Below are 24,690 nucleotides of genomic sequence, written 5' to 3' on the forward strand. Positions count from 1 at the left end.
CCACCGTGCAGGCAAGAACGGCGATCCAGTCGTACCTCGGCGTTCTCGAGCGTTCCGGGGCATCCCGTTCCACCCGCCGCCAGCGCGAATGGGCCCTCAGCCAGGCCCTGACCGCCGCCGCGCTGAAGCGTATCCACGGCGACGTGCCCACTCAAGAGCAGGTCCGCGACACCCTGCCCGAGCAGGTCTACGCCACAGCCTCCCGTCTCGACGTCACCGAGATCATCAGCGAGGAGTTCGCCGCCTGGTTCCTGCCCTGGGCCGCCACCGGCATCCTCGCCAAGAGCCTCAGCCAGGGCGCGTCCCAGAGCCAGGCCGCCTCCCGCGCCCGGGCCGCCGCCCTGCGCGCCCTCGCCCTGGCCAACGGCAGCACCCCGATCACCCACACCGAACCCGCCGTGCAGCTGCGCACCCCCACCCCGATGAACGCCCGCGCCCTGCGCCACGTCGCGTTCGACCTGGTCGCCCTCGACCCACCGTCCAAGGCGGCCGTCCGCCTGAGCGCCATGCTCGCCGTCATGATCACCACTCCCCTGCGCCCCGTCGACCTGTGCTCCTTGAACCTCGACGACGTCCGCACCGGCACCGACGGTCAGATGACCGTCCCCGCACTCCCCCTGCCCCCCGACGTCCCCGCACCCATCGGGTACACCGGCCGCGAAACCGTCGACCCCGCCCTCGCCCGCCTCATCGAGAACTGGCTCGACGTACGCCACGAACTCGTCACCCGCCTCGAGGGCAGCCCCCCGAAAACCCTCTGGGTCTCCGTGCGCGCCTCCCCCACCGACGACGGCACCATCCGCCCCGCCGGCCTGCCCCTGCACCCCCGCGGCCTCGAACGCAGCTACGTCGGCCAGGCCCGCAACTTCAACGCCGAACTACGCGCGGGCTCCCGCACGTCCCTGCCGCTGGGCCGCGACGGCGTCCCCGTCACCCACCTGCCCATGTCCTTCGACCACCTGCGCCGCTCCCTCCTCACCCTCGAAGAGAACGAACTGGCCTGAGGCCTCCTTTCCTAGGCGGGTGTTCATGGTAGGGAGTGAGAAAGGCGCAGTAGCCTGTTATCATCATTGAGCTGAGCCGAGCTGACACAATCACCACCCATGAACAACCCCGTAGACCGTTACGACGAAACCTTTCTCGCCGCCCTTCCCGCCCTCGAGCACCTCGCGGCCGAACCCGCCGTCGAGCAGCGCTGGGCCGAGCAGAGCGTCCTGCCGAAGATGTCCGTCGGCGCCCTGGCCTGCCACCTGTCCCAGCAGCTCACCCACACCCACCAGCTTCTCTCCTCCCCCACCGACCCGACCATCCTCACCGACCCGGCCATCCCCACCGGCCCGGAGAACCCCAGCGGCCTCCCCCTGCTGTCCAGCGCCGACGAGCACTACGCGAACGCCGCGTGGGTCACCACCACCTCCCCCGACGACCCCGAGAACGACCGCAGCGACTCCGACGAACAGGCGGCCCGGGGCGTCCACCCCTGGCGCACGAGCACCGCGAGCGACATCGCCCGGGTGACCACCCTGCTCACCGGTGGCACCGCCACCGACCACGCCGCGCTGCCCTGGCAGACCTGGGCACTCCCCCGCGACGCGTTCCTGCTCACCCGGATGCTCGAGATCGTCGTGCACAGCGACGATCTCGCCCTCAGCATCGGCGTGCCCACCCCGGTCTTCCCCGACGAGGTGTTCACCCCGGTCATCAACCTCCTCACCCGGCTGTCGGTGCGCCGCAACGGGCAGTCCGCCCTGATCAGCACGCTGTCCCGCCGCGAGCGCCACAGACCGGTCTCGGCGTTCTGAGAACCCGGGAGCCTAGGCGGGATGCTCCGGCAGCCAGGAGCGGTCCCAGGCCACCACGTCCACCAGAGCGGCCAGGGCCGGACGTCTGGGGGCGTCGGTGCGCCAGGAGGCCGCGACCTCGCGGGTGGCGCGCCGGTCGTCGATGGGGACCTCCACGACATCGGGAGCCGGGCCGATGGGCGGCACGATCGACACGCCCAGGCCGGCGGCGACCAGCCCGCGTATGGTCGCCAGGTCCTCGCCCTCGAAGGCCCGGGTCACGCGGACGCCGGCCTCACGCAGCAGGGAATCGGTGATGACGCGCAGGCCGTAGGCGGGGGCCAGGACGAGGGTGGGCTCGTTCTCGAGCTCGGGCAGGGCGATCGCGTCGCGGCCGGCGAAACGGTGGGTGCCCGGCACGGCCAGCACGAGGTGCTCGGTGTAGAGGGGAACGGTGAGGACGCCCTGGTCGGGCTGGGCGGGCGGGGCGACGAGCACCAGGTCGGCGCCGGCGTCGAACTCGGCCAGGCAGTAGGCGCGCCCGCCCTGGCGCAGGTCGACCTGGGTTCCCGGCCGGCGTTCGACCAGGGCTTTGACCAGGGCCGGGATCACGGCGCGGCCCAGGGAGTTCTGGAACACGATCGAGACCCGGTTGTCGCGGCGGGCCTCGTCGTCGCGCACCTGGGCGACGGCCTCGCCGATCAGGTCCAGGGCGCGGCGGGCCGCACCGGCGAACTCGGCTCCCGCGGCGGTGAGTCTCACGCCGCGTCCGTCGCGTTCCAGGAGTGTGCAGCCGAGTTCGGCCTCCAGGCGGGCCAGGCCGCGGCTGACGGTCGACTGCGGTACGCCCAGCTCGTCCGCGGCGGCCGAGATCCCGCCGGTGTCCACGACGGCCGTCAGCAGGGGCAGGGCGGAGAGCACCTTGCGCAGGCCGCCCGGGTCGGGCCGCCCGGGCTCGTCGTGATGATGCATGCGTTCATGCTATGCGTGTCAGTCATTCATGCATTTGAGTAGCCTCAGGTGCGCACCTAACGTCCGGGGTGTGAAGACTTCCCCCACGGACGGCACCGCCGGAGGAAGTGTTCCCCGACTCAGCGCCGAGCCGATGGACCTCTGGGACGGGCACGCGCAGGGATCGCGCGAGTACCGGCGCATCCTCGCTGCCCTCCTCTCCGCCGGTGTCGCCTGTTTCGCCGCCCTCTACGCGCCCCAGGGCGCGCTGCCCGTCATCGCCTCGGACCTGCACGTGTCCGAGGCCCGTTCCGCGCTGCTGGTCTCCTCCGGCACGATCGGCCTGGCCCTGGGGGTGCTGCCCTGGTCGTGGGCCGCCGACCGGATCGGCCGCCTCACCGCGATGCGCTGGGCCCTGCTCACCTCGGCGCTCCTCGGCCTGGCCTGGACGCTCTTCCCCGGCTTCGAGGGCATGATCGTGCTGCGGGTGCTGCAGGGGCTGGCCCTCGGCGGCATCCCCGGCCTGGCCCTGACCTACCTGCACGACGAGATCCGGCCCTCGCACGCCGCGGTCGCGGCCGCCACCTACGTCTCGGGCACCACGCTCGGGGGTATCAGCGGCCGCATCATCGCCGGTCCGGCCGCCGAGCTGTGGGGCTGGCGCTGGGGTGTGGGCCTGGCCTGGCTGGTCGCGGCGCTCGCCTCCGGGGTGTTCGTGCTGCTGGCGCCGCCCGCCCGGGGTTTCGTGCGCTCGGCCCGGACCAGCATGGTAGACGTGGTGGTCGCCGCCGGCGCGCACCTGCGCGACCCGGGGATGCTGGCCCTGTACGCGCAGGCGTTCCTGCTCATGGGCGGGTTCGTGGCCGTCTACAACTACCTCGGGTTCCGCCTCGAGGCAGCACCTTTCGGCCTCAGCGCGGCGTTCACGTCCCTGCTGTTCCTGGCCTACCTGGCCGGCACCGTGTGCTCACGCCAGGCCGGGCAGCTCGTGGAACGACTCGGGCGCGCCCGCGTGCTGGCCCTGGGCTCGCTCGTCATGGCCGGTGGGGTGCTGCTCACGCTCACCAGTGAGCTCGCGCTGGTCGTGGTCGGGCTGGTCGTCCTGACCGGCGGCTTCTTCGGGGCGCACGCCATCGCCTCGGGCTGGGTCGGGGCCCGCGCCCGCCGGGGGCGGGCCCAGGCCGCGTCCCTGTACAACCTCTTCTACTACCTGGGCTCCAGCGTCGTCGGCTGGATCGGCGGGCTGTTCTTCGCCGGATGGGGCTGGACCGGGCTGGCGGTCCTGGTGATCACGCTGATCGCCCTGGCCCAGGCCGTGCGGGTCACCGCGGCCAAGCACCTGACCTGACCTGACCTGGCCTTGATCTGCCCCGAAGGGTGCGCCCTCACCGCGTTCTCAGGGAAGCGGGCGCACCCACCGCGACCAGTCTTCCTGCAGCCGGTAACCGCGCGCCCACCAGGCACTCTGGGCCGAGACGTTCTCGTCGAGCACCATCGCGTCGGAGCGTGCGCCGCCGAGCTCACGGAAGCGGGCCTCGGACTGCGCGATCAGGGCCGTGGCGATGCCCTGACGGCGCCGGTCGGGAGCCACGGCCAGCCGGTACAGGTGGCAGCGCCAGCCGTCGAAACCGGCGATGACCGAGCCGATGATGCGGCCGGTGCCCGCATCGACCGCCAGCAGCAGGGCCTGCGGGTCACGGGCCAGGAGGTTCTGCACGGCCGGGCCGGAATCGCCGGGCCGGCCCGCGTTCTCGGCCGCGCCGCCCCAGAAGGCCAGCAGCTCGGGGATGTCGTCGCCGCCGGCGGCCCGCAGTTCGAACACGACCGCAATCTACCGGCGTCCGGCACCACCGGAAACGCCCCCTGACGCACAGGAGGCCGAAAAGGATGCCCGCCGAAGGTCACAGTTCGGTGAACTGCCGGACAGGTACCGGCGCTCAACCTAGGGTCAACGGGTGCACTGCTTCCCACCCGCCGCGACGCCCGGTCCGGGCTGTGCCGCGCGGGTGGGCGTCAGCAGGCATGACGAAGCCACGCAGGGCTCCGGTGCAGAGCGAAAAGGGCCGGAGTACAAGGCCTGGACGGTCCGCGAGACCCCGCGCGCAGCACGAGGTCGCACCCCTGACCGCCTCGCCTCCACGCATCACACCGCGATGCGAGCAGACCAGGTACCCGTCACCTGCTGATCTGCGGAATCCCTCAGGTCGAGGGCTCCAGAGATGATGGTCGGACGTGGTTCAGGCGCCGTGCATCTCGCCGGAGGCGATGCCGTCGAGGAACGCGCCCCACGCGTCGCCGCTGAAGCTCAGCACCGGCCCGAGCCCCTTGGCCTTGCTGTCGCGCACCGCCACGTCACCGGTTCCCCGGAACGCGACCTCGACGCAGTTGCCGTTGACGGCGCTGAACGAGGACTTCCTCCACACCAGGCTCTCGTCGTCGTTGCTCAGCAGATTGACCTCGGTTGCGGACATGACCGCTCTCCCATCACTCGGTTCATCGGTGGTTCAGGTGGCCGCCCTCAACCGGCGGCCGGGCGGTGAAAGAAACTGCTCAGGACCTCTCGGGACCCGTGAGCCGGGACAACTCGGTGAGAACGAGGGGCTGGTCGACGACCTCGGGGCGGACCGTCAGGAGCGTGCGCCCCTCCTGGAGCGTGAATTCCACGCGCCCCCATCGACCCGGCTCACGCAGCGACCCCCGGCGGGCCAGCCATCCGCGCAGCTCGTCCAGAGGAATGTGTGCGTGCTGCACGTCGCAGTACCAGACATCGACGCTGGAACCATCACCGCTGCGGGTCAGCGTCACGGTGGACCGCTCCCCGGTGGTGGTGACGATGTCGATATCCATCCCATTACTCCTCGTAGTTAATTCGTCAGTATCCGCAGCGCCGGTGACGCGGATACCGCTACCTCCCGACTCACCGGAAAGATAGCCCCCATTCCTCGAAAAAGCCCAGTTCAGCCGTTCAGTCGATGTGTCGTGACTACCAGTGCGGCAACCATTTCCCAGAGCGAGCAGAAGATCGCGCTAACCGACGTAAACATTGCACTGGGTAATGCTCATAGTGCCACTGCTTTTCTTTAGCGAGCCTCATGTGTCCATCAGGGCAACAGGAGCTCCTCATGAGCGCCAGCACATGACATCATTGATGTCATGTCGAGTCCCGGTGATAGCAACCTCACAGCCGATCGAGGGCAACTGCTCAGCGGCCTCCTCGCCCAGGTGCGACCCCTCGTGCTCAACTCGGCACGCGTCGTCGAGACGATGTGGCGCCCCGACGGCATCACCGTCGGCATGCGCGCCGTGCTGCAGCTCCTCGAAACCGGCGGCCCCCAGCCCGTTCCCGCCCTGGCCCAACGCCTGGAACTGCCCCGTCAGGGCGTGCAGCGGCACGTCGACGACCTCACCGAACTCGGCCTCGCCCACACCCGGCCCAACCCCCGGCACCGCCGATCGGTCCTCATCACCCTGACCGGCGCCGGAAAGGACATGAGCACCCGAATCCGCAGCACCGAACAGGCCCACCTCGGCGCAGACACCGTTAAGGAATGCACCGACGACGACCTGCGCACCGCCCTGCGCGTCCTGACCGCCCTCAACCGCGACGTCCGCGAGCGCGCCCAGACCCTGCGAGCCGACAGCCGGGAACCCCACCGGACCGACAGCCGGACCGACAGCCGGACCGCCACGGAAGCCGCGCGCCCATGAGCGCCGACATCCACGCCCTCACCACCGCGAACCGCCTGCTGCTGGCCGACCTGCTCGAGAGCCTGGACGACGAGCAGTGGCGCACCGAGACCCTGTGCGCGGGCTGGAGCGCCCAGGAGATGGCCGCCCACCTCGTGCAGCCGATGGTGGTGGGCTTCCCCCGGTTCTTCGTCACCGCGATCCGCTACCGCGGCGACACCGACCGCACCGTCGACCACATCACGCGCCGCCTGGCCCGCCGGCCCCGCGCCGAGCTCGTGCAGCAGCTGCGCCGGCACGCGGGCGACCGCCTCGACCCGCCCCGCGTCGGGCCGATGGGCCCGTACGTCGACACCTGCGTGCACCTGCGCGACCTGGCCCGTCCGCTGGGCCTGCAGCACGACGTCCCCCTGCACCAGTGGCGCCTCGTGCTCGACTACCTCACCGCCCCCGGACCCGCTCGGGCCCTGTTCGGGGTGCGCTCGCTGCAGGGGCTACGGCTGAGCGCCACCGACCTCGACTGGTCCCACGGCGAGGGTGACCTGGTCGAGGGTCCCGCCGAGGCCCTCGCCCTGGCCGTCACCGGACGGGCGGCCGCGCTCGCCGACCTGCGCGGCCCGGGCCGCATCGAGCTGCGCTGAGCATCCGCGGCGGAGAAGGGTTCCCAGGCTGCGACCGCCTGCGACCGGCCAGAAACGGCCGGGGACGGTCGGGGACGGCCGGGGACGGGCAGCCGGGCTCGAGCCGGCGACCGGCCTTCTCAGTCCGGTTGCCCGTCCGCGCCGCAGTGCTCACCCGCGTTGACACAGTCACGCACCAGGCGGCTGAGGGTCTTCGGCTCCCAGCCGGTCACGGCGCCGAAGCCGTACTCGTCGTCGTCCAGGCCGGAGACGCTCACGGTGCCGGCCGCGTCGAACGGGTACGCGACGCGCACCAGCAGCGTGGGGACCGCCACCGGATGACTGGCCGGGCACCCGCCGGAGGCGGCCCAGGCCAGGTGAGCGCGATGCCCGGAGGAGTCCAGGTGGCGGCCGTCCCAGCAGCCGGGGGCGGCGATCCGGGCGATGAGACGGTCTCCGTCCCGGCAGGTTCCGGCCTCGGGCAGGGTGTGGCCGTCGTAGCCGGTGCACGCCCACGTCACGGTGCTCTCACCCGCCGCGGACGGAGCGGCCCCGGCGCCTCCGCCGAGGATGCGCAGGCCCGCGGGAGCCGGCTGCACGCTGGTGTAGTCACTGACGCCGCTCTTGTGCAGCACCTGGAACGACTCCGGCTCGATCACCTCGCCGCCCTGCTCCAGCGAGGGAACCCAGTAGGTGGAGCGGTCACCGGGATTCAGGCACGACGAGGCCGCCGCCGGGATGCGGCCCGGGGCGCTCAGGCGGGGCGCGGTGCTGCCGAACACGTCGTAGCTCGCGCCGCGTCCCGCCAGTCCGGCGACGGGCGCCTTCGTGGTCGTGCGCACCCGCGCGCACACGCTCGGGAACTCCTGGTAGCTGGCCCGCTCCGGGTTCCCGGCCGCCCGCGCCTTCACCGCGGGGCTCACCCGGAACGGGTCGACGCTGCGGGTCACCTGCGGGGACGGGCTCACCTCAGGGGCGCGCGGGGTGCTGGAGGACGACGCGGTCACCGGCGTGGACACCGTCGGCCCGGGCGCGTCCCCCGGGGTGGGAGACGCCTGCCGCTCCGGCTCGGCGCCCGGCAGGATCAGCACCGGCACCACCGCGGCCACCCCGACGAACAGCACCAGCAGCACCGCTGCCAGCACCATCTGCCGCACGCTCCAGTCGGCCATCCAGCCCGCTCGACCGCCGGGCAACCGCATCCACCACTCCTTCGTCGTCGCTCGCTCGCTCGCGCACGTGCGGCCGGTCACCCGGTCACCCGCCCACCCGGCCGTCCGGCCGTCCGGTCGGTACCGATCGGTCACCCTATGCTGCCCGCATGAACGGGCCGACCCCCGAGCCGACCCCGGCCACCCCGACCACCGCGCTGGCGGGCCGTGACGCCCGCGCGACCACCCCGTCCTCAAGCACCCTCGGCCCCCGGGGCACCGGAGGCCGCGAGCGCACCCCGCCACCCCCGGGACCAGCCCCGGGAGCGGGGCCGGGGCCGGGGCCGCGCAGCCGTTCGCGGGCCCGTGAGCTGGTCGAACCGCGGCACTGGGTGAGCGGCGCGACCGAGAGTGTGGCCGGGCTGTGCCAGTTCGTGCTGCTGCTGCGGCTGGGCGCGACGCTCATGCTGGTGGCGGCCGCGGCCCTGATCGAGCCCGATCCGGTGCCGTTGCTGCTGGGCACGCTGATCGCCGTGACGGTGACGGCGGCCGAACTCGTGGTGCTCGTGCGCAGTCCCGAGACGGTCGTGCGCTGGCCCCTGTTCGTGGTCGCCGAGCTCGCGGCGGGCGCGGGCATCGTGGCGGTGATGCAGGGCGGACCGGTGTTCTTCTCGTTCTCGTGCGGGTCGGCGGCGGTGCTCGGTGTCGCGGCCGGTCTGCGCGCCTGGCCGGTCTGGGTGCTGCAGACCGTCGCGGCCTACGTGGTGGTGGCGTGGATCATCCGGCTCGACGAGATCGACGGGGTGCCGACGACGCTCGCCGTGTACCTGGCGGGCGTTCCCACGCTCTACGTGCTGGTCGGGCTGGCCGCCGCGACCGCCCGCTCCGCCGTGGTGCGGCACGTGAACCTGGCCCGCTCCGCGCTGGATTCGATCGAGCGCTCGGCCGTGGCCGCCGAGCGCACCCGGATGGCCCGTGAGCTGCACGACTCGGTCGAGAAGACGCTGCGGGGGCTGTCGTTCGCAGCCGGTTCGCTGCCCGTGGCCGTGCAGCAGATCGAGCAGAAGCCGCATCTGGCCGCCGATCTGGCCCACACCGTGGCCACCGGCGCCCGCACCGCCGCCGACGAGGCCCGCGAACTGCTCGGCATGCTGCGCGCCGACGACCTCGACACCACGCTGCCCGAGGCCGTCGAACGCGCCTGCCGCGAGTGGTCGGCCCGCACCGGCCTGCCCGTCGAGACCGGCCTCGCGCACGTCGACGTCGACCTGCCCGTGCGCCACGAGGTGCTGCGGATCCTGCGCGAGGCCCTCGGCAACGTCGCGAAACACTCCGGCGCCCAGCACGCCTGGGTCGACCTGACCCGCGAGGGCCGCACCCTGCGCCTGGTCGTGCGCGACGACGGACGCGGCTTCGGCGTTCCCGACGACCTCACCCGGCTCTCGGCCGACGGGCACTACGGCGTGGTCGGGATGGCCGAGCGTGCCGGGCAGATCGGCGGGCGGCTGCGCGTGTGGTCGGGCGCGGGGGACCTGGGCCCGGTCGGCGGCACCCAGGTCGTGCTGTGGGCGCCGCTGTCCGGGTAGCGCCGGTCGGCGGAGTTTCGTGAAACCGGGCCACCCGTGACAATCTCCGCCCATGACGATCCGGGTCGCGGTGGTCGACGACAACCCGATGGTGCGCGCCGGCCTGCGGGCCATGCTCGAGCTCGGCGGCCTCGAGGTGGTCGCCGAGGCCGGTGACGGCCGCGCCGCCCTCGACGTCGTCGCCCGGCACCGCCCCGAGGTCACCCTCCTCGACCACCGGATGCCGGTGGCCGACGGCCTGCAGGTGCTCTCCCACCTCGCCGACCAGACCCGCGTGCTCCTGCTGACCAGCGACGACAGCGACACAGTGATCACCGCCGCGCTCGCCCGGGGCGCCAGCGGCTTCCTCAGCCACAACTCCCTCGACGCCGGCGAGCTGCTGCGCGCCGTGCGGGCCGTCGCCGCCGGGGAGGGATTCCTGGCGCCGGTCGCCGCCGCCGTCGCCGTGCGGCAGCTGCGCGACCGCGCCGAGCGCGAGTCCGCCGCCCGGATCCGCTTCGACCTCACCCGCCGCGAGCGCGAGCTGATGGACCTGCTGGTCAAGGGCATGACGAACGCCGAGATCGCCGGGCACCTGGTGCTGTCGGAGAAGACGGTGAAGAACCACCTCAACCACATGTACGCGAAACTCGGTGTGCGGCACCGCACCGAGGCCGTGGCCCGCTGGCAGGGAGAGGTGTAGGCCCACAGATCTGGGCCTGCCCCGGGCCGCAACCGGGACCCGCGACCGGCGAGCGCACAGGCCGCGCGCCGACAGACTTCGGGACGTCCGAGCACACCGTCCCGAAAGGATCCGCGAACAGTGAAACGACGCTATACGGTGGCCGGCGGTGTCGTCGGCGCCACGCTCGTGGGGGTGCTGGTCGCGGTGTCCAGCGGTGTTCCCGCGTTCAGCTCCGAGAGGACCTCTGCGGGACACCACGGCCCGCGCCACTCCGCCACGGCCACGCACTCTGCCGCCCCTGAAACGGCAGAGACCTCCCACCCGACCCACACCCCGGGTGACAGCACCGACACCACCGGCAGCACCGACACCACTGACACGGTCGACCCGAAGGCGCCCACGTCCACGGTCAGCGACCCGGCCGACCACGACATGCCCGGCATGGTGAAGGCCCCGGCGTACAACCCGAACCTCGACCCGGGCGAGTCCGACACGGTCTCCCCCGCGGTGAAGGGCATCGCCCCCGAGCACGCGTTCAACCCGGGCCCGAGCGTCTCCACGCACCACGAGTTCCAGGCCAACTGCTACATGAGCCACCACGAGGCGGACGACCCGATCGTCTACCCGGGCATGGCCGGCGCCAGCCACATGCACACGTTCATGGGCTCGGACGACACCAACGCCAAGAGCACCACGGCGTCGCTGAAGGCCGGTGGCACCAGCTGCATCACGCCCGGCGACCGGTCCGGGTACTGGCACCCGTCGATCTACAACGGCGACCAGCTCGTCACCACCCAGTACAAGCAGACGATCTACTACAAGTCCGGGGTCTCCGACTACCGCACCGTGCGCGCGTTCCCGCAGGGCCTGCGCTACGTCGTGGGCAGCCCGACACAGACGAAGGAGGAGTTCGAGAACCACCCGGGCACCGTCGAGGGCTGGGAGTGCGGCGACAGCGCCAACAACTTCGAGATCCCGGACCACTGCCGCGAGGGCAGCTACCTGAACATCCGCATGCAGGCCCCCAGCTGCTGGGACGGCGTGCACCTGGACTCAGCCGACCACAAGAGCCACATGGCCTACCCGGTCGTCGAGGACAACCGCCGCGTCTGCCCCTCCACCCACCCGGTGGCCGTGCCGATGGTCGAGTTCAAGATGGCGTTCAACGTCTCCGGCGACATGTCGAAGGTGCGCCTGTCCAGCGGCACCGACTGGAGCTGGCACTACGACTTCTTCAACGGCTGGGACGCGCCCACCCTCGCCGCCCTGGTCGAGCACTGCATCAACGGCGGACTGCAGTGCGACCCGCGCGGTTTCGACCTGTACAAGCCCGACCGCGGGGCCGCGCTCAACGAGAAGTACGAGCTCGCGGGCTGAAATCCCGTGAGGAGAACCCCCGGGGCCGGTCCCCGGGGGTTCTCGCATCTCACAGCTGCAGCGTGAAGTACGCGCTGTTCGGGTCGTGCGTGTAGTCCGCGAACGGCTCCGCCTGCAGGAACCCGTACCGTGCGTAGAGACTCCGGGCCGGCTCGAAGAAGTCCTCGCTGCCCGTCTCCAGGCTGATGCGCTTGTACCCGGCCTCGCGCGCCTCGTTCACGGCGTGACGCAGCAACTGCCCCGCGATCCCCTGCCGCAACCGCGAGGGCAGCGTGCGCATCGACTTCAGCTCCACGTGGTCGTCGTCCAGACGCTTCAGCGCGACACAGCCGACCACCTCATCACCGTCACGCGCCGCCCAGAACGTGATCGCCGGCGCCCGCAGCGCCTCCACGTCGAGCGCGTGCACGCTCTCCGGCGGCGACACCTCCCGCATCTGCGCCACGTGCCCCTCGAGCAGGGCCACCACCTGCGGGTCCGAGAGGTCGTCGAGCGAGATCAGCACACCGGTCACGGCGTTCATGGTGGCAGACGGGCCCATGAAGGACGCGTCGGCACCAGGGGTCGTGTCGCTGACCCCGGGCGTCGGGGCGGCTGTCGAGGGAGTGTGACGTAAGGCGCAACGGCCTGTTATCGCTCGTCCTGAGCAGGCAGACGGGCAGACGATGGGACTGCCCCCGCAGCCGCGGTCAGGCGCCCGTCGCTCCCGACGGTGGCCGGCACACCAGCAGCTCGGCCCGTCCCAGCACGCGGAGCACTCCGGCCGAGTGAGGCACCACCGTCGTACTCCCGGCGTCGAGCGACACCTCGGCGCCGCCGGTCGGCATCACCGCGGCCGTCCCCGCCAACACCACCAGCACCGCGAACCCGGGCTCCAGGCGCACCTCCCCGGAGACCGCCACGTGCTCGATCGCGAAGTACTCCCCCGCCGCCTCCGGCAGCACCTGGGGCCCGAAGCCGGCCGGGCGCACCAGCAGCGCGATCTCCTCGATCGTGCGGGCCGTGCGCTCCACCGCGCCCAGCGCCACGTCGAAGCCCAGCCCCAGGTGACCGTCGCGCGCCCCGTCGAGGTCGAAGCCCTTCCACTCCAGCAGGATCGACAGGTCTTCGGGCTCCTGCACCTCCACCAGGAAGACCCCCTCGCCGATCGCGTGCAGGACCCCCGGCGGCACGTACACCACGTCGCCCGGGCGCACCTCGATGCGGTGCAGCAGCCCCAGCAGCGCGTCCGTGTCCTGCGACGCCACCAGCGAGGACAGCTCGGCCGGCCCCACATCGGCTCGCAGCCCCAGGTGCACCACCCCGCCGGACAGGATGTACCAGGCCTCCGCCTTGCCGTGCGCCCGCCCGAGGTGCCCGGCCGCGAACGAGACGTGCGGGTGCGCGTGCACCGGCAGCCGCTGCCCCGCGTCCAGGAGCTTGACCAGCAGCTTCGTGTCCGCCCCGAACGCCTCCAGATGCGCGGGCCCCAGCCACCCGAGCGGGTCGGCCGCCACCGCCGCCGACAGCAGCCTCCCGTCCGGCAGCGCGCTCAGCCCCAGCGACGCCTCACCGAACAACGTCGTGGTCGAGGCCACCCAGTCTTCCGGTTCCCGCGACGGCACCGGGCCCGCCAGCCCCCGGAAAGCCACGATCCGCGCCCCGCCCCGGTAGAAGCGCTCCGGCGGGCGTTGCGACGAAAGCTCTACGACGTCCATTGTTCTGCCCTCTCCCGCAACACCGCCGACAGGAACCCACCCACGAAAGTGTCACCCAGGCCGACCGTGGTGGGAACGTCCACGTCCAGCACCCACCCGGGCCGCGCCCGCACCACCGCCCCCGACAGCGCCGCCGTCGCCTCCAGCTCCCCCACGAACGACACCGACTCCGCCCGCCTCGGCAACCCGGCCACCGCGTCCATCTGCTCGTCCGTGAACGAATCCCCGTGCACGTAGCGGACACTCGCCATCAGCATCCCGGCGTCCAGGGCCTGCCGGTACGAGGGCGCCGAGACCCCGACCGCCGCCGACCAGAACTTCGTGTGCACCACCAGCACCGGCGCCGGGATCAGCGCGTGCAGCTCCCGCAACGCCGCACACACCTCCGGCGCCGACAGCAGGTCCACCGGGCGCCCCAGGTAGTGCTGCATCTCGTCTTCGTTCAGGCCGTACACGTCGACCCGCTCCAGCACCGACTCGCGCACCGCCGCCCGGAACTCCGGCTCGTGGAACGCCGCGTCCTCGTAGTAGACGAACGCCTCCCGCGGCAGTTGCACCAGGTGCTGCCGCAGATCCGCCAGCCGCTCGGCCAGAAGCGCCGCAGACCGCATCGCGTTGAAGCCACTGACCAGGAACAGCCGCGACTGCCCCAGCAACGCACCCAGCTCACCGGCGAGCACCAGCTCCTCGTTGGCCGGGTCGTTCACGTAGATCAGCCGGTTCGCGGACGGCGCCACCACCTCCACGTCGCCCACCCGCACCCGCAGCCCGGCATCGAACTGCGTGATGAGATGCGGGTAGACGCTGTCCTGCGACGAGCTCGACACGTAGTCCACCCGGGCCGGCAGCAACCGCCGGAAGTGCTCGTTCAGCGTCACCAGGTGCAGCGTCGAGGCCAGGCCGAGCCGGTCGAGGGTGAACCCGGCCCGCACCGACGTGCCCCCCAGCGCGATCTCCCGGGGGAACCGCGCCGCGAACTCCTCCAGCACCGCGGCCGAGGCCACGAAGTGCTCACCACCCCGGCCCTCACGCAGGTAGGTGAGAACCGAGACCACCAGGCCCCGTTCGTCCTCGATCACCGAAGGCCGCAGTGACAGGTCCCCGGCCGTGATGCCGTGGGTGACCACGAGCCGTTCCAGGCCCACCGAGGTGAGCCTGACCTCGTAGTCGACACAGCCCCCCAGGCCCAGAACGACTCGTGACGTCATCTCAGTACAGCTTCGCCTTGCCGGCGGCGTCGAACAGCTCGATCTTGTGCTGCGCGACCTCCTTCAGCGCGTCGATGCACGGCGGCTGGATGCTGTTCGGCTCGCGGAGCCCCTTCTCCAGCAGCACCTCCCGCATCTTGTTGTGGTACACGACCTTGATGTCGCTGGAGATGTTGATCTTGTTGACGCCCAGCTTCACGGCCTGCGCGATCTCGTCGTCCGGGTTGCCCGAACCACCGTGCAGCACCAGCGGGATACCGACCGCGGCCTTGATCTTCTTGAGCAGGTCGAGCTTCAGCTCCGGCTTCAGGGTGGGCGGGTACAGACCGTGGTAGGTGCCGATCGCGACCGCCAGGCTGTCGACGCCCGTCTGCTTCACGAACGTCACCGCCTCCTGCGGATCGGTGTAGAGGATCACGTCGGCGCCGGCCTCCGCCTCCGGGTCCTCGTCCATCTTGCCGATCGTGCCCAGCTCGGCCTCCACGGAAATACCGACCGCGTGGGCGATCTCGACCGTCTTGCGGCTGATCGCGATGTTGTCCTCGAACGACTTCATCGAGCCGTCGATCATCACCGAGGTGAACCCGATGCGCAGCGCCGTGAGCATCTGCGGGATGTCCGCACCGTGGTCCCAGTGGATCGCGATCGGCACGCTGGACCTGTGCGCGCGCTCCCGGATCGCCGGGATCAGCTCGTGCCGGATGTGCGAGACCTCGTCCGGGTGGATCGCGACCAGCAGCGGCGCGTTCGTCTCCTCGGAGATCTCCACGACGCCGTTGAACATCGCCCAGTCACTGATGTTGAACGCCGGCACGGCGAAGTTGTGCTCGTTCGCGACGTCCAGGATCTTCTTGCCGGTGGTGAGCATCGGTGCTCTTCTCCTTGGGGGGTTGGGATTTCAGGACTTCGGGATGCGGCCTTCAGGACTTCACGGCACCGGCGGAGAGCCCGCCGATGAAACGCCGCTGGAAGACGAGGAAGAGAACGAGGACCGGGATCGACCCGAGGATGCTCATCGCCATCATCTCGTTCCACTCGTACGAGTGCTGGCCCATGAGCAGCTGGATCCCGATCGGCACCGTGCGCATGTCGTCGGTACGGGTCAGGGTGAGCGCGAAAAGGTACTCGTTCCACGAGATCATGAACGTGTACACCCCCACGGCGATCATGCCCGGCACCGAGATCGGCACCAGCACCCGCCACAGGGCCGTCCACCCGGTGGCGCCGTCGACCTTCACCGCCTCGTCCAGCTCACGCGGCAGGGTGTTGAAGTAGGCCGTCATCATGATGATCGCGTAGGGCAACGTGAACACCATGTGCGTGATGATCAGCCCGGGATAGGTGTTGTAGAGGCCCAGCGACACCATCAGCCCGAAGTACGGGATGACCAGCGTGATCGGCGGCACCGCCTGCACACTCACGATCACCATGTTCACCAGGCGCTTGCCGGGGAACTCGTACCGGCTGAACGCGTACGCCGCCAGGATCGCCACCAGCAGCGTCAGAGCCGTCACCGCGAGCGCGACCACGTAGCTGTTGACGAAGAACCGCAGCTTGCCGGGATCGGTGAGAACCGTGGTGTAGGCGTCGAAGTTGAGGTTGCCGCTGATCAGCTGGGGCGGGGTCTGCATGACCTCGCCGTTGGGTTTGAGGGAGGTCGAGATCATCCAGAGCACGGGGGCGGCCGCGAAGACGGCGCCGATGCTGAGGCCTGTTATCAGGGCGATCTTCTTGAGGGTGTGCCTGGGTGCGCGGTTCGGGTGGTGGATGGTGGACGTGGTGGTCACGGCGGTCATGCGGCTCACCTCTCCCGCTGCTGGCGCACGTAGAAGAACGCCAGGAGCATCGTCAGGAGCAGCACGATCACCGCGGCCGCGCTGGCCAGGCCGAACTCGTAGCTGCTGAACGCCTGCTTGTACACGTAGGTGCTGAGCATCTCGGTGCTGTTGAGCGGGCCGCCGCCGGTCGTCATCCAGATCAGGGCGAACTGCTGGCTGGTCCAGATCAGGTCCAGCACGGCCATGCTCACGAGGATCGGGCGCAGCTGCGGGACGGTGACGTTCCAGAACTTGGCCCAGGGGCCGGCGCCGTCGACGGCGGCGGCCTCGTACAGGTCGTTCGGGATGCCCTGCAGACCGGCGAGGATGCTGATCATGAAGAACGGGTAGCCCGACCAGATGTTGATGAAGAGCACGGCCCACAGGGCGGTTCCCGGACTGGCGAGCCAGTCGACCTGACCGTCGATCAGGTGGGCCTTGTCGAGCACGTAGTTGACGACGCCGGCCGGGTCGAGCATGAGCCGCCAGAGCACCGCGACCACGGCGATCGTGAACAGCCAGGGCAGGATGTAGAGGACCCGGAAGACGCTGCGGGTCACCGGGCCCAGCAGGGGCGAGTTCAGCATCATCGCGAACGCCAGGCCGAGCACCAGGTGGGCGCCCATGCTGCCGAAGATGAAGATGCCGGTGTTCTTCAGGGCGGTGCGGAAGTTCGGGTCGGTGAGGATCTCGGTGTAGTTGGCGAAACCGACGAGCACGGGGTTGCGCTCGACGATGACGTTGTCCTTGAACGAGTAGCTGATCACCATGACGATCGGGACGACCATCAGGATGACGAGCAGGATCATCGTCGGGGTCAGGTAGCCGAACGGGGTCAGGACCCGCCCGGCCCGGCGGCGCGGGCTGAGTCTCTGCGGTGCCGGGGGTGGAACTGCCTGGGGTGCGGGGGTTCTGGTGAGGGTCACGGTGCTGCTTGCGTTTCTCGAACTGCCGGGGCTTCGTGAGTTGCTTGCGGACGTTCCGGTCGGGTTCTCAGGGCCCGTGACGGTTGGGCTCGCGGTCGGGTGCGCGGGCTCCATCGAGCACCTCCTGGGTAGGCGGGGGCCGCACCGGGACCGAGCAGGCGCTGGCCTGACTGCTGGTTCACGGCGCTGGTTTCGCGGTGCGGCCCCCCGACTAGGGGGACGGTTCGGGACGGGGGTCCTTCACCGGGAGGGGCCTCAGAAGACGGATGCCCAGTTGTCCTGGGTGTTCTTCAGGGCGTCGTCGACACTGGTCTTGCCGGTGAGGACGGCCTGCAGCTGCTCGTTGAGCACGCGCATCAGGTCTTCGGACTTGGGCAGGCCGGTGAACTCGTTGGCCGGCGTGCCGTCCTGGTAGATCGAGAAGGCCTCTTCGAACTTCGGGTCGCTGTCACTGAAGTCCGGGGTCGATCCGGTGTTGCCGGGGAACCCGTTGGCCAGGGTGGAGAGCTCGGAGTTCACGTCCTTGCTCATCAGGAACTCGACGAACTTGAAGGCCTCGGCCTTGTGCTCGGAGGAGTCGGCGACGCCGATGCCCCAGCTCGCGTACGGGATGCCGCGCTTGCCGGAGTAGCCGTCGGTGGCCGGGATCGCCGCGACCTCGAAGTTCAGGTCGGGGGCGTTCTCCTTGATCAGGTTGATGTGGGCGAGCGAGTCGATCATCATCCCGATCTGGCCGGTCGTGAACTTCTCGACCTTGTCCTGCTCCTTCATGGTCAGGTAGCCGGGGGCCACCGCGTCCGCGTCGGTCAGGCCCTTGATCATGTCGATCACGGACTTGACCTCGGGGGTGTTCACGTTCGGCTTGCCGTCGGCGAGCATGCTGCCGCCGGAGGCCCACAGCCACGACATCACGTCGTTCTGTGCGCCGTTGGGCGCGCTCGTGTCGAGCGGGAGCGCCCAGCCCTTCTTGTTGTCACCCAGGGCGCTGATCTTCTTGGCCGCCTCCACGAACTCGGTGCGCGTGGCCGGCACGTCGTTCACGCCCGCTTCCTTGAGCAGGTCGGTGTTGACGAACAACGGGTAGACGAAGTTGACCACCGGGATCATGTAGGTGGCGCCGTCGACCTTGATCTGGCTGGCCAGCTGGCTCTCGTCGTACCCGGCCTGCGACATCAGCTCCGACAGGTCGGCGATCGCGCCCTGCTTGGAGAAGTCGTTGACCCAGGCCCCGTCGAGGCCCACCACGTCGGGCAGCGTGCGCGAGGCCGCTCCCGAGACCAGCTGCTGCTTGGTCGATGCGTACGGGGCGGTCACGAGCTCGACCGTGATCCCCGGGTTGGCCGTCTCGAACTCGTCCACGATCTTGTCGAACGCCCCGTCGGGGAGTTCCGCCGCCCACCACTGGGCGAACTCGAGCTTGACGTCGCCGCCACCGCTCGCACCGGCCGAACCGGACCCGGAACCGCACGCGGCCAGGACACCGATGACGGCTGCCGTGGACACGATCCCGATGAGCCGCCTCGGCCTGACGGCCTTACTGGCACCGCTGACTGCCGACATTCTCAACTCCCTTGTCGAGATACCGCTCTCTGCTGAGTTCCGCGACAGTAACAAGGAGTGTTGAGGTTCTACAAGGGTCTTCTTGCAGAAGTTCGGATCAGAAACGCAGTCAGTGGCAGAGAACCGCATACATGCGCGCCCGTTACGCGTAGACTGCCGGATTAATGGCCCTGCCATCTTCTGTTCATGCGCGTCGATGGGGCCGAACTGCAGCGTTTTTGCTCCGCAGATGCAAGGATCTGCTGTTCTAAGCACAACGACGTGCCGAAGAAGCGCATGGTTCGCACGCACCATGCCGCACAGATTGGAACGGGCCGTGACAGCACTGGAACCCGACGAGAGGCAGCGACACCTCCCGGCCGGCCGCAAGGCGCAACTCGCCGCCTACGTGTCCGAGGCCGGGCAGGTCACCGTCGGCGAGCTCGCCGAGCGCTTCGGCGTCTCCAGCGACACCATCCGCCGTGACCTCGACCAGCTCAGCGGCGACGGCGTCCTGGTGCGCACCTACGGCGGGGCCGTCAGCCAGTCGACCATGTCGCCCGTCGACAGCACCCTCGACGTGCGGCTGAAACTGCAGCAGGACGAGAAGGACGCGATCGCCGCCCTGGCCGTCGGCCTGATCGAAGACGGCTTCACCATCATGCTCAACGGCGGCACCACCACGCTGGCCGTGGCCCGCGCGCTGCGCAACCACCGCGACCTGACCGTGGCCACCAACAGCCTGCCCATCCCCCCGGCCATCCCCGAAAGCGCGCTGCGGGGCGTCTATCTGGTCGGCGGCGCGGTGCGGCTGCTCACCCAGACCACCGTCGGGTCGGTCAGCTTCCGCACCGCCGGCGGCAACGAGCTGCAGGTCAGCTGCGACCTGGCGCTCATCGCGGTGGGCGCGGTCTCGGCCGACGCCGGCTACACCACGAGCAACCTGGCCGAGGCCGAGATGATGCGCGAGATGTGCGCGCGCTCGGCCCGCGTGGCGATCCTGGCCGACTCCAGCAAGTTCGGGCGGCGGCTGTTCGCCCAGATCAGCGCCCTGGGCCAGGCCGACTACCTGATCACCGACGCCCCGCCCCCGGCCGACCTGCGCGAGGCACTGGAGGCGGCCGGGGTCGAGATCCTGACTCCTCAGAGCCTTTCGAGGTAACCGGCCTCCACCAGCCAGAGCACGTTCAGCTGGGCCGGGGCGCCCGTCACGAAGGCCCCGGCCAGCTGGTACTGCCAGCCGTCACCGCGCTGGGCGAACCACGGAGCGATCGGGCCGGCGGCCACGTCGAAGGCCCGCACCACCCGGTAGCGGCGGTAGTTGCAGCCCGGCGCCGGGGTACCGGCCAGGTTCGACGGCGGGATGGCGCGCTCGGCGTACGGGGTGCCCGCCGGGCTCAGGAAGCCGCCGTACTCGCTGCCGAAGCGATCGAGTTCACGGCCCACCCGCAGGGTGCGGCGCCAGACGATCGGCGATCCGTCGGGTCGCAGCTCGTACCCGTTCTGCGGCGGGTAGATCCAGCTGTTCGCGGCGGAGTCGTAGTACTGCGCCAGGAAGGCGGACGCGCTCAGCGAACCGGTGCGGTGGTAGCCCTTCAGCTCGTGGCCGACGCGGCCGGTGTTCGGCAGCGTCGCCGGGCCCAGGCGGCGGTCACCGTCGGCGAAATCGGCCGAGCAGTCGGCGATCCGGGGCTTGGCGGCGAGGTGTACCGCAGCTGCGGTACGGGCGGAGACCGACGTCAGCGTGTGGACGGAGCCCGCGTTCGCCGCGCTCGCCGCGCTCGCCGCGACGGAGGTGACGGCCGGGCGTGCGGTGGCCGCGGTGGCCGTGGCCGCCGTTCCCGGGCCGGCCCCGAGGACGATCCCGGCCGCGAGCAGCCCGATCGAGGCGTGCCGCAGGCGCGCGAGAAGGCTGTTCGTACGATGCATTTCGGATCCCCCGACGAAACCGGGCCGGATCTGCTCCGGCCTCCCCCGATGTTCCGCAGGTGACCCTAGCCAGCTAACCGACCGGTATCCCGGAGGCGGACGCGGAGGAATGATCTTGCGTCCCGGACGGCCTCCCACGCCCCTCAGGTCAGGGGCGCCGGAGCGTCAGGGCGGGGGCCGTGCGGCGCAGGGCGGGGGCGGCCAGGATCAGCAGAGCCAGTTCCGGCAGCAGGGGCAGCAGCATCAGCAGGCTGAGGTGTCCCGGATGCGCGCCGACCACTCCCGCCCCACCCAGAGCGGCATCGCTCAGCACCGCGCCGTGCTGATGCCCCGTCCCGGCGAACGACGGCGTGACCACCAGCAGATAGCCCACGTGCACCACGACCATGACCACGGCCATCACCGCCGCCATCACCAGGGCGCGGCGGCACCGCGAGCGCAGCAGGTGCACCGCACAGACCAGGCAGGCGACCGCCATCACCGCGAACCACCACGGCATCGAGCGCAGGGTGAGCAGATGCAGCAGACCACCGAGAGCCGCGAGTGCGGCGACGGGAAGGGCAGCCGGCTGTCGCATGGACCCAGCCTGCCAGATTGGATCCAATAATTTCCAGAGCGGATCCGCGAGTGGCGTCCGGATCCTGGCGGGCCTGGGTCGGGCCTGGCCCCGGGACAGGAGCCTGGACCTGGACCTTGGCCTGGACCTGGGACGGCGGCCCGGGGCGTCGAGTGTGGCCCAGGATTTGGAGGGTGCCCCAGGACCTCGGGTGCGGCTCAGGACTTCCGGCGTGACTCAGGATTTCCGGTGTGGTCTAAGACTTCCGGTGTGGCCCAGGACTTCCGGCGTGAAAGGCTCGGCAGGCCCCGACGTTCGGAGGTTCAGGGGGCTGGGCGGGCCCACTACGTATGCCTGGGTCTCGGTGGACCCGCAGCTTCGGGGGCTCAGGGGCACCCGGCGTTCGGGTGGGGAGCGGGGGCCACCGTGGCGTCCGCTCCCCCGGCGATCGAGCGGCCCGGCGGGCCGGCGAGGTGTTCAGCCGGTCGACGCGGTCGGGATCGGTGCCCGGGTGGGGCTCAGATGTGGTGCAAGGTGTTGGTGCTCACCGGGCGGTGCTCACCGGGCGCTGCTCACCGGGTCTGTTCAGCCACGTCCGGGGTCGGGGTGCTCGCGCACCGGTCAGGCCGGGGCGAGTGTGAGGGGAACCTCGGGGGCCGGGGTCTCCTCGGCGGGCGCCAGCAGGGCCGCGCCCTCCTCGCCGGCTCGCAGCACCGTGGCGTACTCGTTCTCGATGGACAGGCCGAAGCGGGACGTCGCGACCACGGACAGGGGCCGGCGGATCAGCACGCCGATCGACATGACCACCACGCCGAGCACCGCCAGGAGCACGGGGGTGAGCAGGTCGCCGTCGTCGAGGGTGAGCGCGGAACCGGCGCCCAGGCCGGCCCCGACGACCCCGGACAGGGCGGTGGCGGACTGCACCAGCGAGAGCTTGACGCGCTCGCGGGCGGCGATCACGCCGAGCGCGTGGTCGGCGTCGCGCTGCAGGTCACCCAGCAGCTCACGGCCGGGCAGGGCGAGTTCACGGCGGAAGCGCAGGCTCACGACGTTCGCGGTGGCGGGGTTGCGGCAGCCGTCGGGGTCGAAGGCGTCGAGCACCCAGCCCAGGTGCCGGTACGCGTCGCGGTAGACCCACTCCAGCCGCCGCGGGGCCCGCACCGTGGCGAACTCGTAGTCGGCGGGGTCGACGACACCGTCGGCGATGGTCTCGGACATCTGGAAGGTTTCCCCCAAGGTCGTGCCCCGGACGATCCCTCACCGTCCGGCGACATGCATAAGCGTGCTACCAGTAGTTCTTCAGCACATCCGCCCACGGGAGCATTCCCGGATACGACGGAAGTCGTACGTCAGCGCCTGCGACGTCCACCACAGGGTGATACACCGGAGGGCGTTCGTGATACCGGTATGTCCCTTAGGGGATTACCCCCAGTTCGGTGACGAGCGCCCTGCCGACGCTCCCGCCGCGTCCCCCACCAGCGATGATGTGACCGATCCGCGGCTTTTCCGGGCCCTGGCCCGAAATCGCGCGTCACCCGAGGGTCAGGTCAGTGATAAACCAACGTCAGGCTTATGTCCGACCTCGGGAATATGCCTGCAGGCGGACAGATCCGACCGCTAGTCTGCCCTTGTCGCCGGAGGCCCGGCATCCGCCGAACTCAGGAGAATGACTCGACGTGTACGACCTCCGGCCCGGGGATCCGGAGCAGATCGGTGATTTCGCCGTCGTCGGCCGTCTCGGCGGTGGCGGTATGGGCACCGTCTACATGGCCGAGTCCCGCGACGGCACGCGCGTCGCGATCAAGGTGGTGCACGAGTACCTGGCCGCCGATCCCGAGTTCCGGCGCCGGTTCGCGCACGAGGTCGACTCGGCCGGCAAGATCTCCGGCACCTACACCGCCGAGGTCCTCACCGCCGACACCGAGGCCCGGCTGCCCTGGATGGCCACCGAGTTCGTCGAGGGCCGCAACCTGCTCCAGACCGTCGACGCCGACGGCCCGCTGAGCCCCCAGGCCGTGCTGCACCTGGCCGCGGGCGTGGCCGACGCGCTCACCGAGATCCACCGGGCCGGCGTCATCCACCGCGACCTGAAGCCCTCGAACATCCTGCTCTCGCCGCAGGGCCCGCGCGTCATCGACTTCGGCATCGCCCGCGCCGCCGAGGCCAGCACCGTCACCAGCACCGGCAAGATCACCGGCTCGGCCGCGTACATGTCGCCGGAGCAGGCCGTGGGCCAGCGGGTCGGCCCGGCCACCGACATCTTCTCGCTGGGCGCCCTGCTGTACTACGCGGCCACCGGTGAGCCCGCCTTCGGCACCGGCCCGGCCACCGCCATGCTCTACCGCACCGTGCACGGCGAGGTCGACCTCACGCCGATCCCCTCCGCCCCCCTGCGCGACCTGATCGCGGCCCTGCTCGAGAAGGACCCGGCCGACCGGCCCAACGCCAAGCACGTCGCGATCGCCGCGCGTACCGGTCAGCCCGTCACCCGCCTGCCCCGCAGCACTCCCCCGGCCGGTGTGCACGCGCCCACCCCGTCCGGTGGCCTGAGCGCCTACGACCAGCTGATGGACCAGGTGGCCATCGCCACCGCGTCCCGCGGCAACCCGATCATCCAGCCCACGCAGACGCACGACCCGGTGAGCCGCCGCCGTCAGCCCTCGGCCGTGCAGCTGGCCGTCGGCGCGGCGCTGCTCGTCGTGCTGATCGCCGGGAGCCTGGTGCTGTTCCAGCCCGACAAGCAGCAGAAGGCCCCCGCGGCCGACGTCTCCAGCTCCGAAGAGCAGCCCAGCTCCGAGGCCACCACCGACGCTCCCGGGGCCGAGAAGGGCACGGTGCGCCAGGCCGGCACCACCACACCTACGAACGCGCCCACGACCAGCGGGGTGCGTCCCGGCGCGAGCGCCAGCAAGGCCGGCACCAAGCCCTCGGTCAGCGTCACCGTTCCCACGAGCCGCACGGTCTCGCCGACCCCGGTGAAGACGTCCGTGTCACCGACACCGCCCAAGCCGTCGGCGAGCGCCCCGGCCAGCCCCGACGACCCCGGCCCCTCGTCCTCCCCGGAGACGAGCAGCAGCCCCGAGCCGACCGACGACGGCGAGGACCCGGGCGGCGAGGGTGACGGCACCGGAGGCGTCGCGGGATCCGCCGACTAGCTCACGGCCCCGGAGGCCATCTGGTTCTCAGGCCTGCCACCGCCCG

26 protein-coding genes are annotated in these 24,690 nt (G+C 70.8%); 11 read left to right on the top strand and 15 right to left on the bottom strand.

Going from position 1 to position 24,690, the window contains the following annotated elements:
* Positions 1–5 precede the first annotated feature (5 nt).
* The gene (locus J2S57_RS28525; RefSeq protein WP_307248686.1) at positions 6–1,004 is read left to right on the top strand and encodes a site-specific integrase; all 999 of its coding nucleotides are present in this window, start codon (positions 6–8) and stop codon (positions 1,002–1,004) included.
* A 99-nt stretch (positions 1,005–1,103) separates the two neighbouring features.
* On the top strand, positions 1,104–1,802 hold the full coding sequence (locus J2S57_RS28530; protein ID WP_307248688.1) for a hypothetical protein: 699 nt from the start codon (positions 1,104–1,106) through the stop codon (positions 1,800–1,802).
* A 12-nt stretch (positions 1,803–1,814) separates the two neighbouring features.
* Here J2S57_RS28530 and J2S57_RS28535 read toward each other — a convergent pair whose 3' ends face one another.
* Positions 1,815–2,753, bottom strand: a complete 939-nt coding sequence (locus tag J2S57_RS28535; protein WP_307248690.1) for a LysR family transcriptional regulator — start codon at positions 2,751–2,753, stop codon at positions 1,815–1,817.
* Between the two features lie 70 nt (positions 2,754–2,823).
* On the opposite strand from J2S57_RS28535, the gene J2S57_RS28540 reads away from it, so the two are divergent.
* On the top strand, positions 2,824–4,080 hold the full coding sequence (locus tag J2S57_RS28540) for an MFS transporter (protein WP_307248692.1): 1,257 nt from the start codon (positions 2,824–2,826) through the stop codon (positions 4,078–4,080).
* A gap of 48 nt (positions 4,081–4,128) precedes the next feature.
* On the opposite strand, the gene J2S57_RS28545 is transcribed toward J2S57_RS28540, so the two are convergent.
* The 3 genes from J2S57_RS28545 to J2S57_RS28555 all read right to left on the bottom strand — a co-directional run bounded on the left by J2S57_RS28545 (position 4,129) and on the right by J2S57_RS28555 (position 5,579).
* On the bottom strand, positions 4,129–4,554 hold the full coding sequence (locus J2S57_RS28545; protein WP_307248694.1) for a GNAT family N-acetyltransferase: 426 nt from the start codon (positions 4,552–4,554) through the stop codon (positions 4,129–4,131).
* Positions 4,555–4,969: 415 nt separating this feature from the next.
* Positions 4,970–5,203, bottom strand: coding sequence for a DUF397 domain-containing protein (locus J2S57_RS28550; RefSeq protein WP_307248696.1), 234 nt, complete (start codon positions 5,201–5,203; stop codon positions 4,970–4,972).
* A gap of 79 nt (positions 5,204–5,282) precedes the next feature.
* On the bottom strand, positions 5,283–5,579 hold the full coding sequence (locus J2S57_RS28555) for a hypothetical protein (RefSeq protein WP_307248698.1): 297 nt from the start codon (positions 5,577–5,579) through the stop codon (positions 5,283–5,285).
* A 387-nt stretch (positions 5,580–5,966) separates the two neighbouring features.
* Between J2S57_RS28555 and J2S57_RS28560 the strand changes: the two genes are divergently transcribed.
* Positions 5,967–6,440, top strand: coding sequence for a MarR family winged helix-turn-helix transcriptional regulator (locus J2S57_RS28560; protein ID WP_307248700.1), 474 nt, complete (start codon positions 5,967–5,969; stop codon positions 6,438–6,440).
* Positions 6,437–7,060 (top strand): maleylpyruvate isomerase family mycothiol-dependent enzyme, encoded by a 624-nt coding sequence (locus J2S57_RS28565; RefSeq protein WP_307248702.1) that lies wholly within the window; start codon positions 6,437–6,439, stop codon positions 7,058–7,060. Before J2S57_RS28560 ends, J2S57_RS28565 begins: the two co-directional genes overlap by 4 nt.
* Before the next feature lie 119 nt (positions 7,061–7,179).
* On the opposite strand, the gene J2S57_RS28570 is transcribed toward J2S57_RS28565, so the two are convergent.
* Positions 7,180–8,241 (bottom strand): DUF1996 domain-containing protein, encoded by a 1,062-nt coding sequence (locus tag J2S57_RS28570; protein ID WP_307248704.1) that lies wholly within the window; start codon positions 8,239–8,241, stop codon positions 7,180–7,182.
* Between the two features lie 119 nt (positions 8,242–8,360).
* Between J2S57_RS28570 and J2S57_RS28575 the strand changes: the two genes are divergently transcribed.
* The 3 genes from J2S57_RS28575 to J2S57_RS28585 all read left to right on the top strand — a co-directional run bounded on the left by J2S57_RS28575 (position 8,361) and on the right by J2S57_RS28585 (position 11,817).
* Complete coding sequence (locus tag J2S57_RS28575) at positions 8,361–9,776, top strand: sensor histidine kinase (protein ID WP_307248706.1); 1,416 nt, start codon at positions 8,361–8,363, stop codon at positions 9,774–9,776.
* 52 nt (positions 9,777–9,828) lie between these two features.
* Positions 9,829–10,458 (top strand): response regulator, encoded by a 630-nt coding sequence (locus J2S57_RS28580; protein ID WP_307248707.1) that lies wholly within the window; start codon positions 9,829–9,831, stop codon positions 10,456–10,458.
* A gap of 120 nt (positions 10,459–10,578) precedes the next feature.
* On the top strand, positions 10,579–11,817 hold the full coding sequence (locus tag J2S57_RS28585) for a DUF1996 domain-containing protein (protein WP_307248710.1): 1,239 nt from the start codon (positions 10,579–10,581) through the stop codon (positions 11,815–11,817).
* 49 nt (positions 11,818–11,866) lie between these two features.
* Here the strand turns inward: J2S57_RS28585 and J2S57_RS28590 are convergent, their stop codons facing one another.
* From J2S57_RS28590 to J2S57_RS28620, 7 genes are all read right to left on the bottom strand, one after another.
* Positions 11,867–12,322, bottom strand: a complete 456-nt coding sequence (locus J2S57_RS28590; protein ID WP_370882718.1) for a GNAT family N-acetyltransferase — start codon at positions 12,320–12,322, stop codon at positions 11,867–11,869.
* A gap of 184 nt (positions 12,323–12,506) precedes the next feature.
* Positions 12,507–13,514 (bottom strand): class I mannose-6-phosphate isomerase, encoded by a 1,008-nt coding sequence (locus J2S57_RS28595; RefSeq protein ID WP_307248715.1) that lies wholly within the window; start codon positions 13,512–13,514, stop codon positions 12,507–12,509.
* On the bottom strand, positions 13,502–14,722 hold the full coding sequence (locus J2S57_RS28600) for an ADP-dependent glucokinase/phosphofructokinase (RefSeq protein ID WP_307248718.1): 1,221 nt from the start codon (positions 14,720–14,722) through the stop codon (positions 13,502–13,504). Before J2S57_RS28600 ends, J2S57_RS28595 begins: the two co-directional genes overlap by 13 nt.
* Position 14,723: 1 nt before the next feature.
* The gene (locus J2S57_RS28605) at positions 14,724–15,590 is read right to left on the bottom strand and encodes a ketose-bisphosphate aldolase (RefSeq protein WP_307248720.1); all 867 of its coding nucleotides are present in this window, start codon (positions 15,588–15,590) and stop codon (positions 14,724–14,726) included.
* A 52-nt stretch (positions 15,591–15,642) separates the two neighbouring features.
* Positions 15,643–16,518 carry a carbohydrate ABC transporter permease gene (locus J2S57_RS28610; protein ID WP_307248722.1) on the bottom strand — a complete coding sequence of 292 codons (876 nt, stop codon included), beginning with the start codon at positions 16,516–16,518 and terminating at the stop codon, positions 15,643–15,645.
* Between the two features lie 5 nt (positions 16,519–16,523).
* Complete coding sequence (locus J2S57_RS28615) at positions 16,524–17,465, bottom strand: carbohydrate ABC transporter permease (RefSeq protein WP_307248724.1); 942 nt, start codon at positions 17,463–17,465, stop codon at positions 16,524–16,526.
* 255 nt (positions 17,466–17,720) lie between these two features.
* Positions 17,721–18,968: an ABC transporter substrate-binding protein gene (locus J2S57_RS28620; protein ID WP_307248726.1), complete on the bottom strand. Its 1,248-nt coding sequence runs from the start codon at positions 18,966–18,968 to the stop codon at positions 17,721–17,723.
* Between J2S57_RS28620 and J2S57_RS28625 the strand changes: the two genes are divergently transcribed.
* Positions 18,961–19,089 carry a hypothetical protein gene (locus tag J2S57_RS28625; protein ID WP_307248728.1) on the top strand — a complete coding sequence of 43 codons (129 nt, stop codon included), beginning with the start codon at positions 18,961–18,963 and terminating at the stop codon, positions 19,087–19,089. The genes J2S57_RS28620 and J2S57_RS28625 overlap by 8 nt on opposite strands.
* A gap of 252 nt (positions 19,090–19,341) precedes the next feature.
* Positions 19,342–20,166, top strand: a complete 825-nt coding sequence (locus J2S57_RS28630; RefSeq protein ID WP_307248730.1) for a DeoR/GlpR family DNA-binding transcription regulator — start codon at positions 19,342–19,344, stop codon at positions 20,164–20,166.
* Here the strand turns inward: J2S57_RS28630 and J2S57_RS28635 are convergent.
* From J2S57_RS28635 to J2S57_RS28645, 3 genes are all read right to left on the bottom strand, one after another.
* On the bottom strand, positions 20,148–20,933 hold the full coding sequence (locus J2S57_RS28635) for a TNT domain-containing protein (RefSeq protein WP_307248732.1): 786 nt from the start codon (positions 20,931–20,933) through the stop codon (positions 20,148–20,150). The two genes, J2S57_RS28630 and J2S57_RS28635, sit on opposite strands and share 19 nt — an antisense overlap.
* A gap of 148 nt (positions 20,934–21,081) precedes the next feature.
* Positions 21,082–21,510, bottom strand: a complete 429-nt coding sequence (locus J2S57_RS28640) for a hypothetical protein (protein ID WP_307248734.1) — start codon at positions 21,508–21,510, stop codon at positions 21,082–21,084.
* A 600-nt stretch (positions 21,511–22,110) separates the two neighbouring features.
* A complete protein-coding gene (locus J2S57_RS28645) occupies positions 22,111–22,707 on the bottom strand; it encodes a hypothetical protein (protein WP_307248736.1) in 597 nt (198 codons plus the stop codon).
* Between the two features lie 458 nt (positions 22,708–23,165).
* Between J2S57_RS28645 and J2S57_RS28650 the strand changes: the two genes are divergently transcribed.
* On the top strand, positions 23,166–24,644 hold the full coding sequence (locus tag J2S57_RS28650; protein ID WP_307248738.1) for a serine/threonine-protein kinase: 1,479 nt from the start codon (positions 23,166–23,168) through the stop codon (positions 24,642–24,644).
* Positions 24,645–24,690: the final 46 nt, after the last annotated feature.

Origin of the sequence: Kineosporia succinea, from assembly GCF_030811555.1 — a bacterium.
In the GTDB taxonomy this organism is placed as follows: Bacteria; Actinomycetota; Actinomycetes; order Actinomycetales; family Kineosporiaceae; genus Kineosporia; species Kineosporia succinea.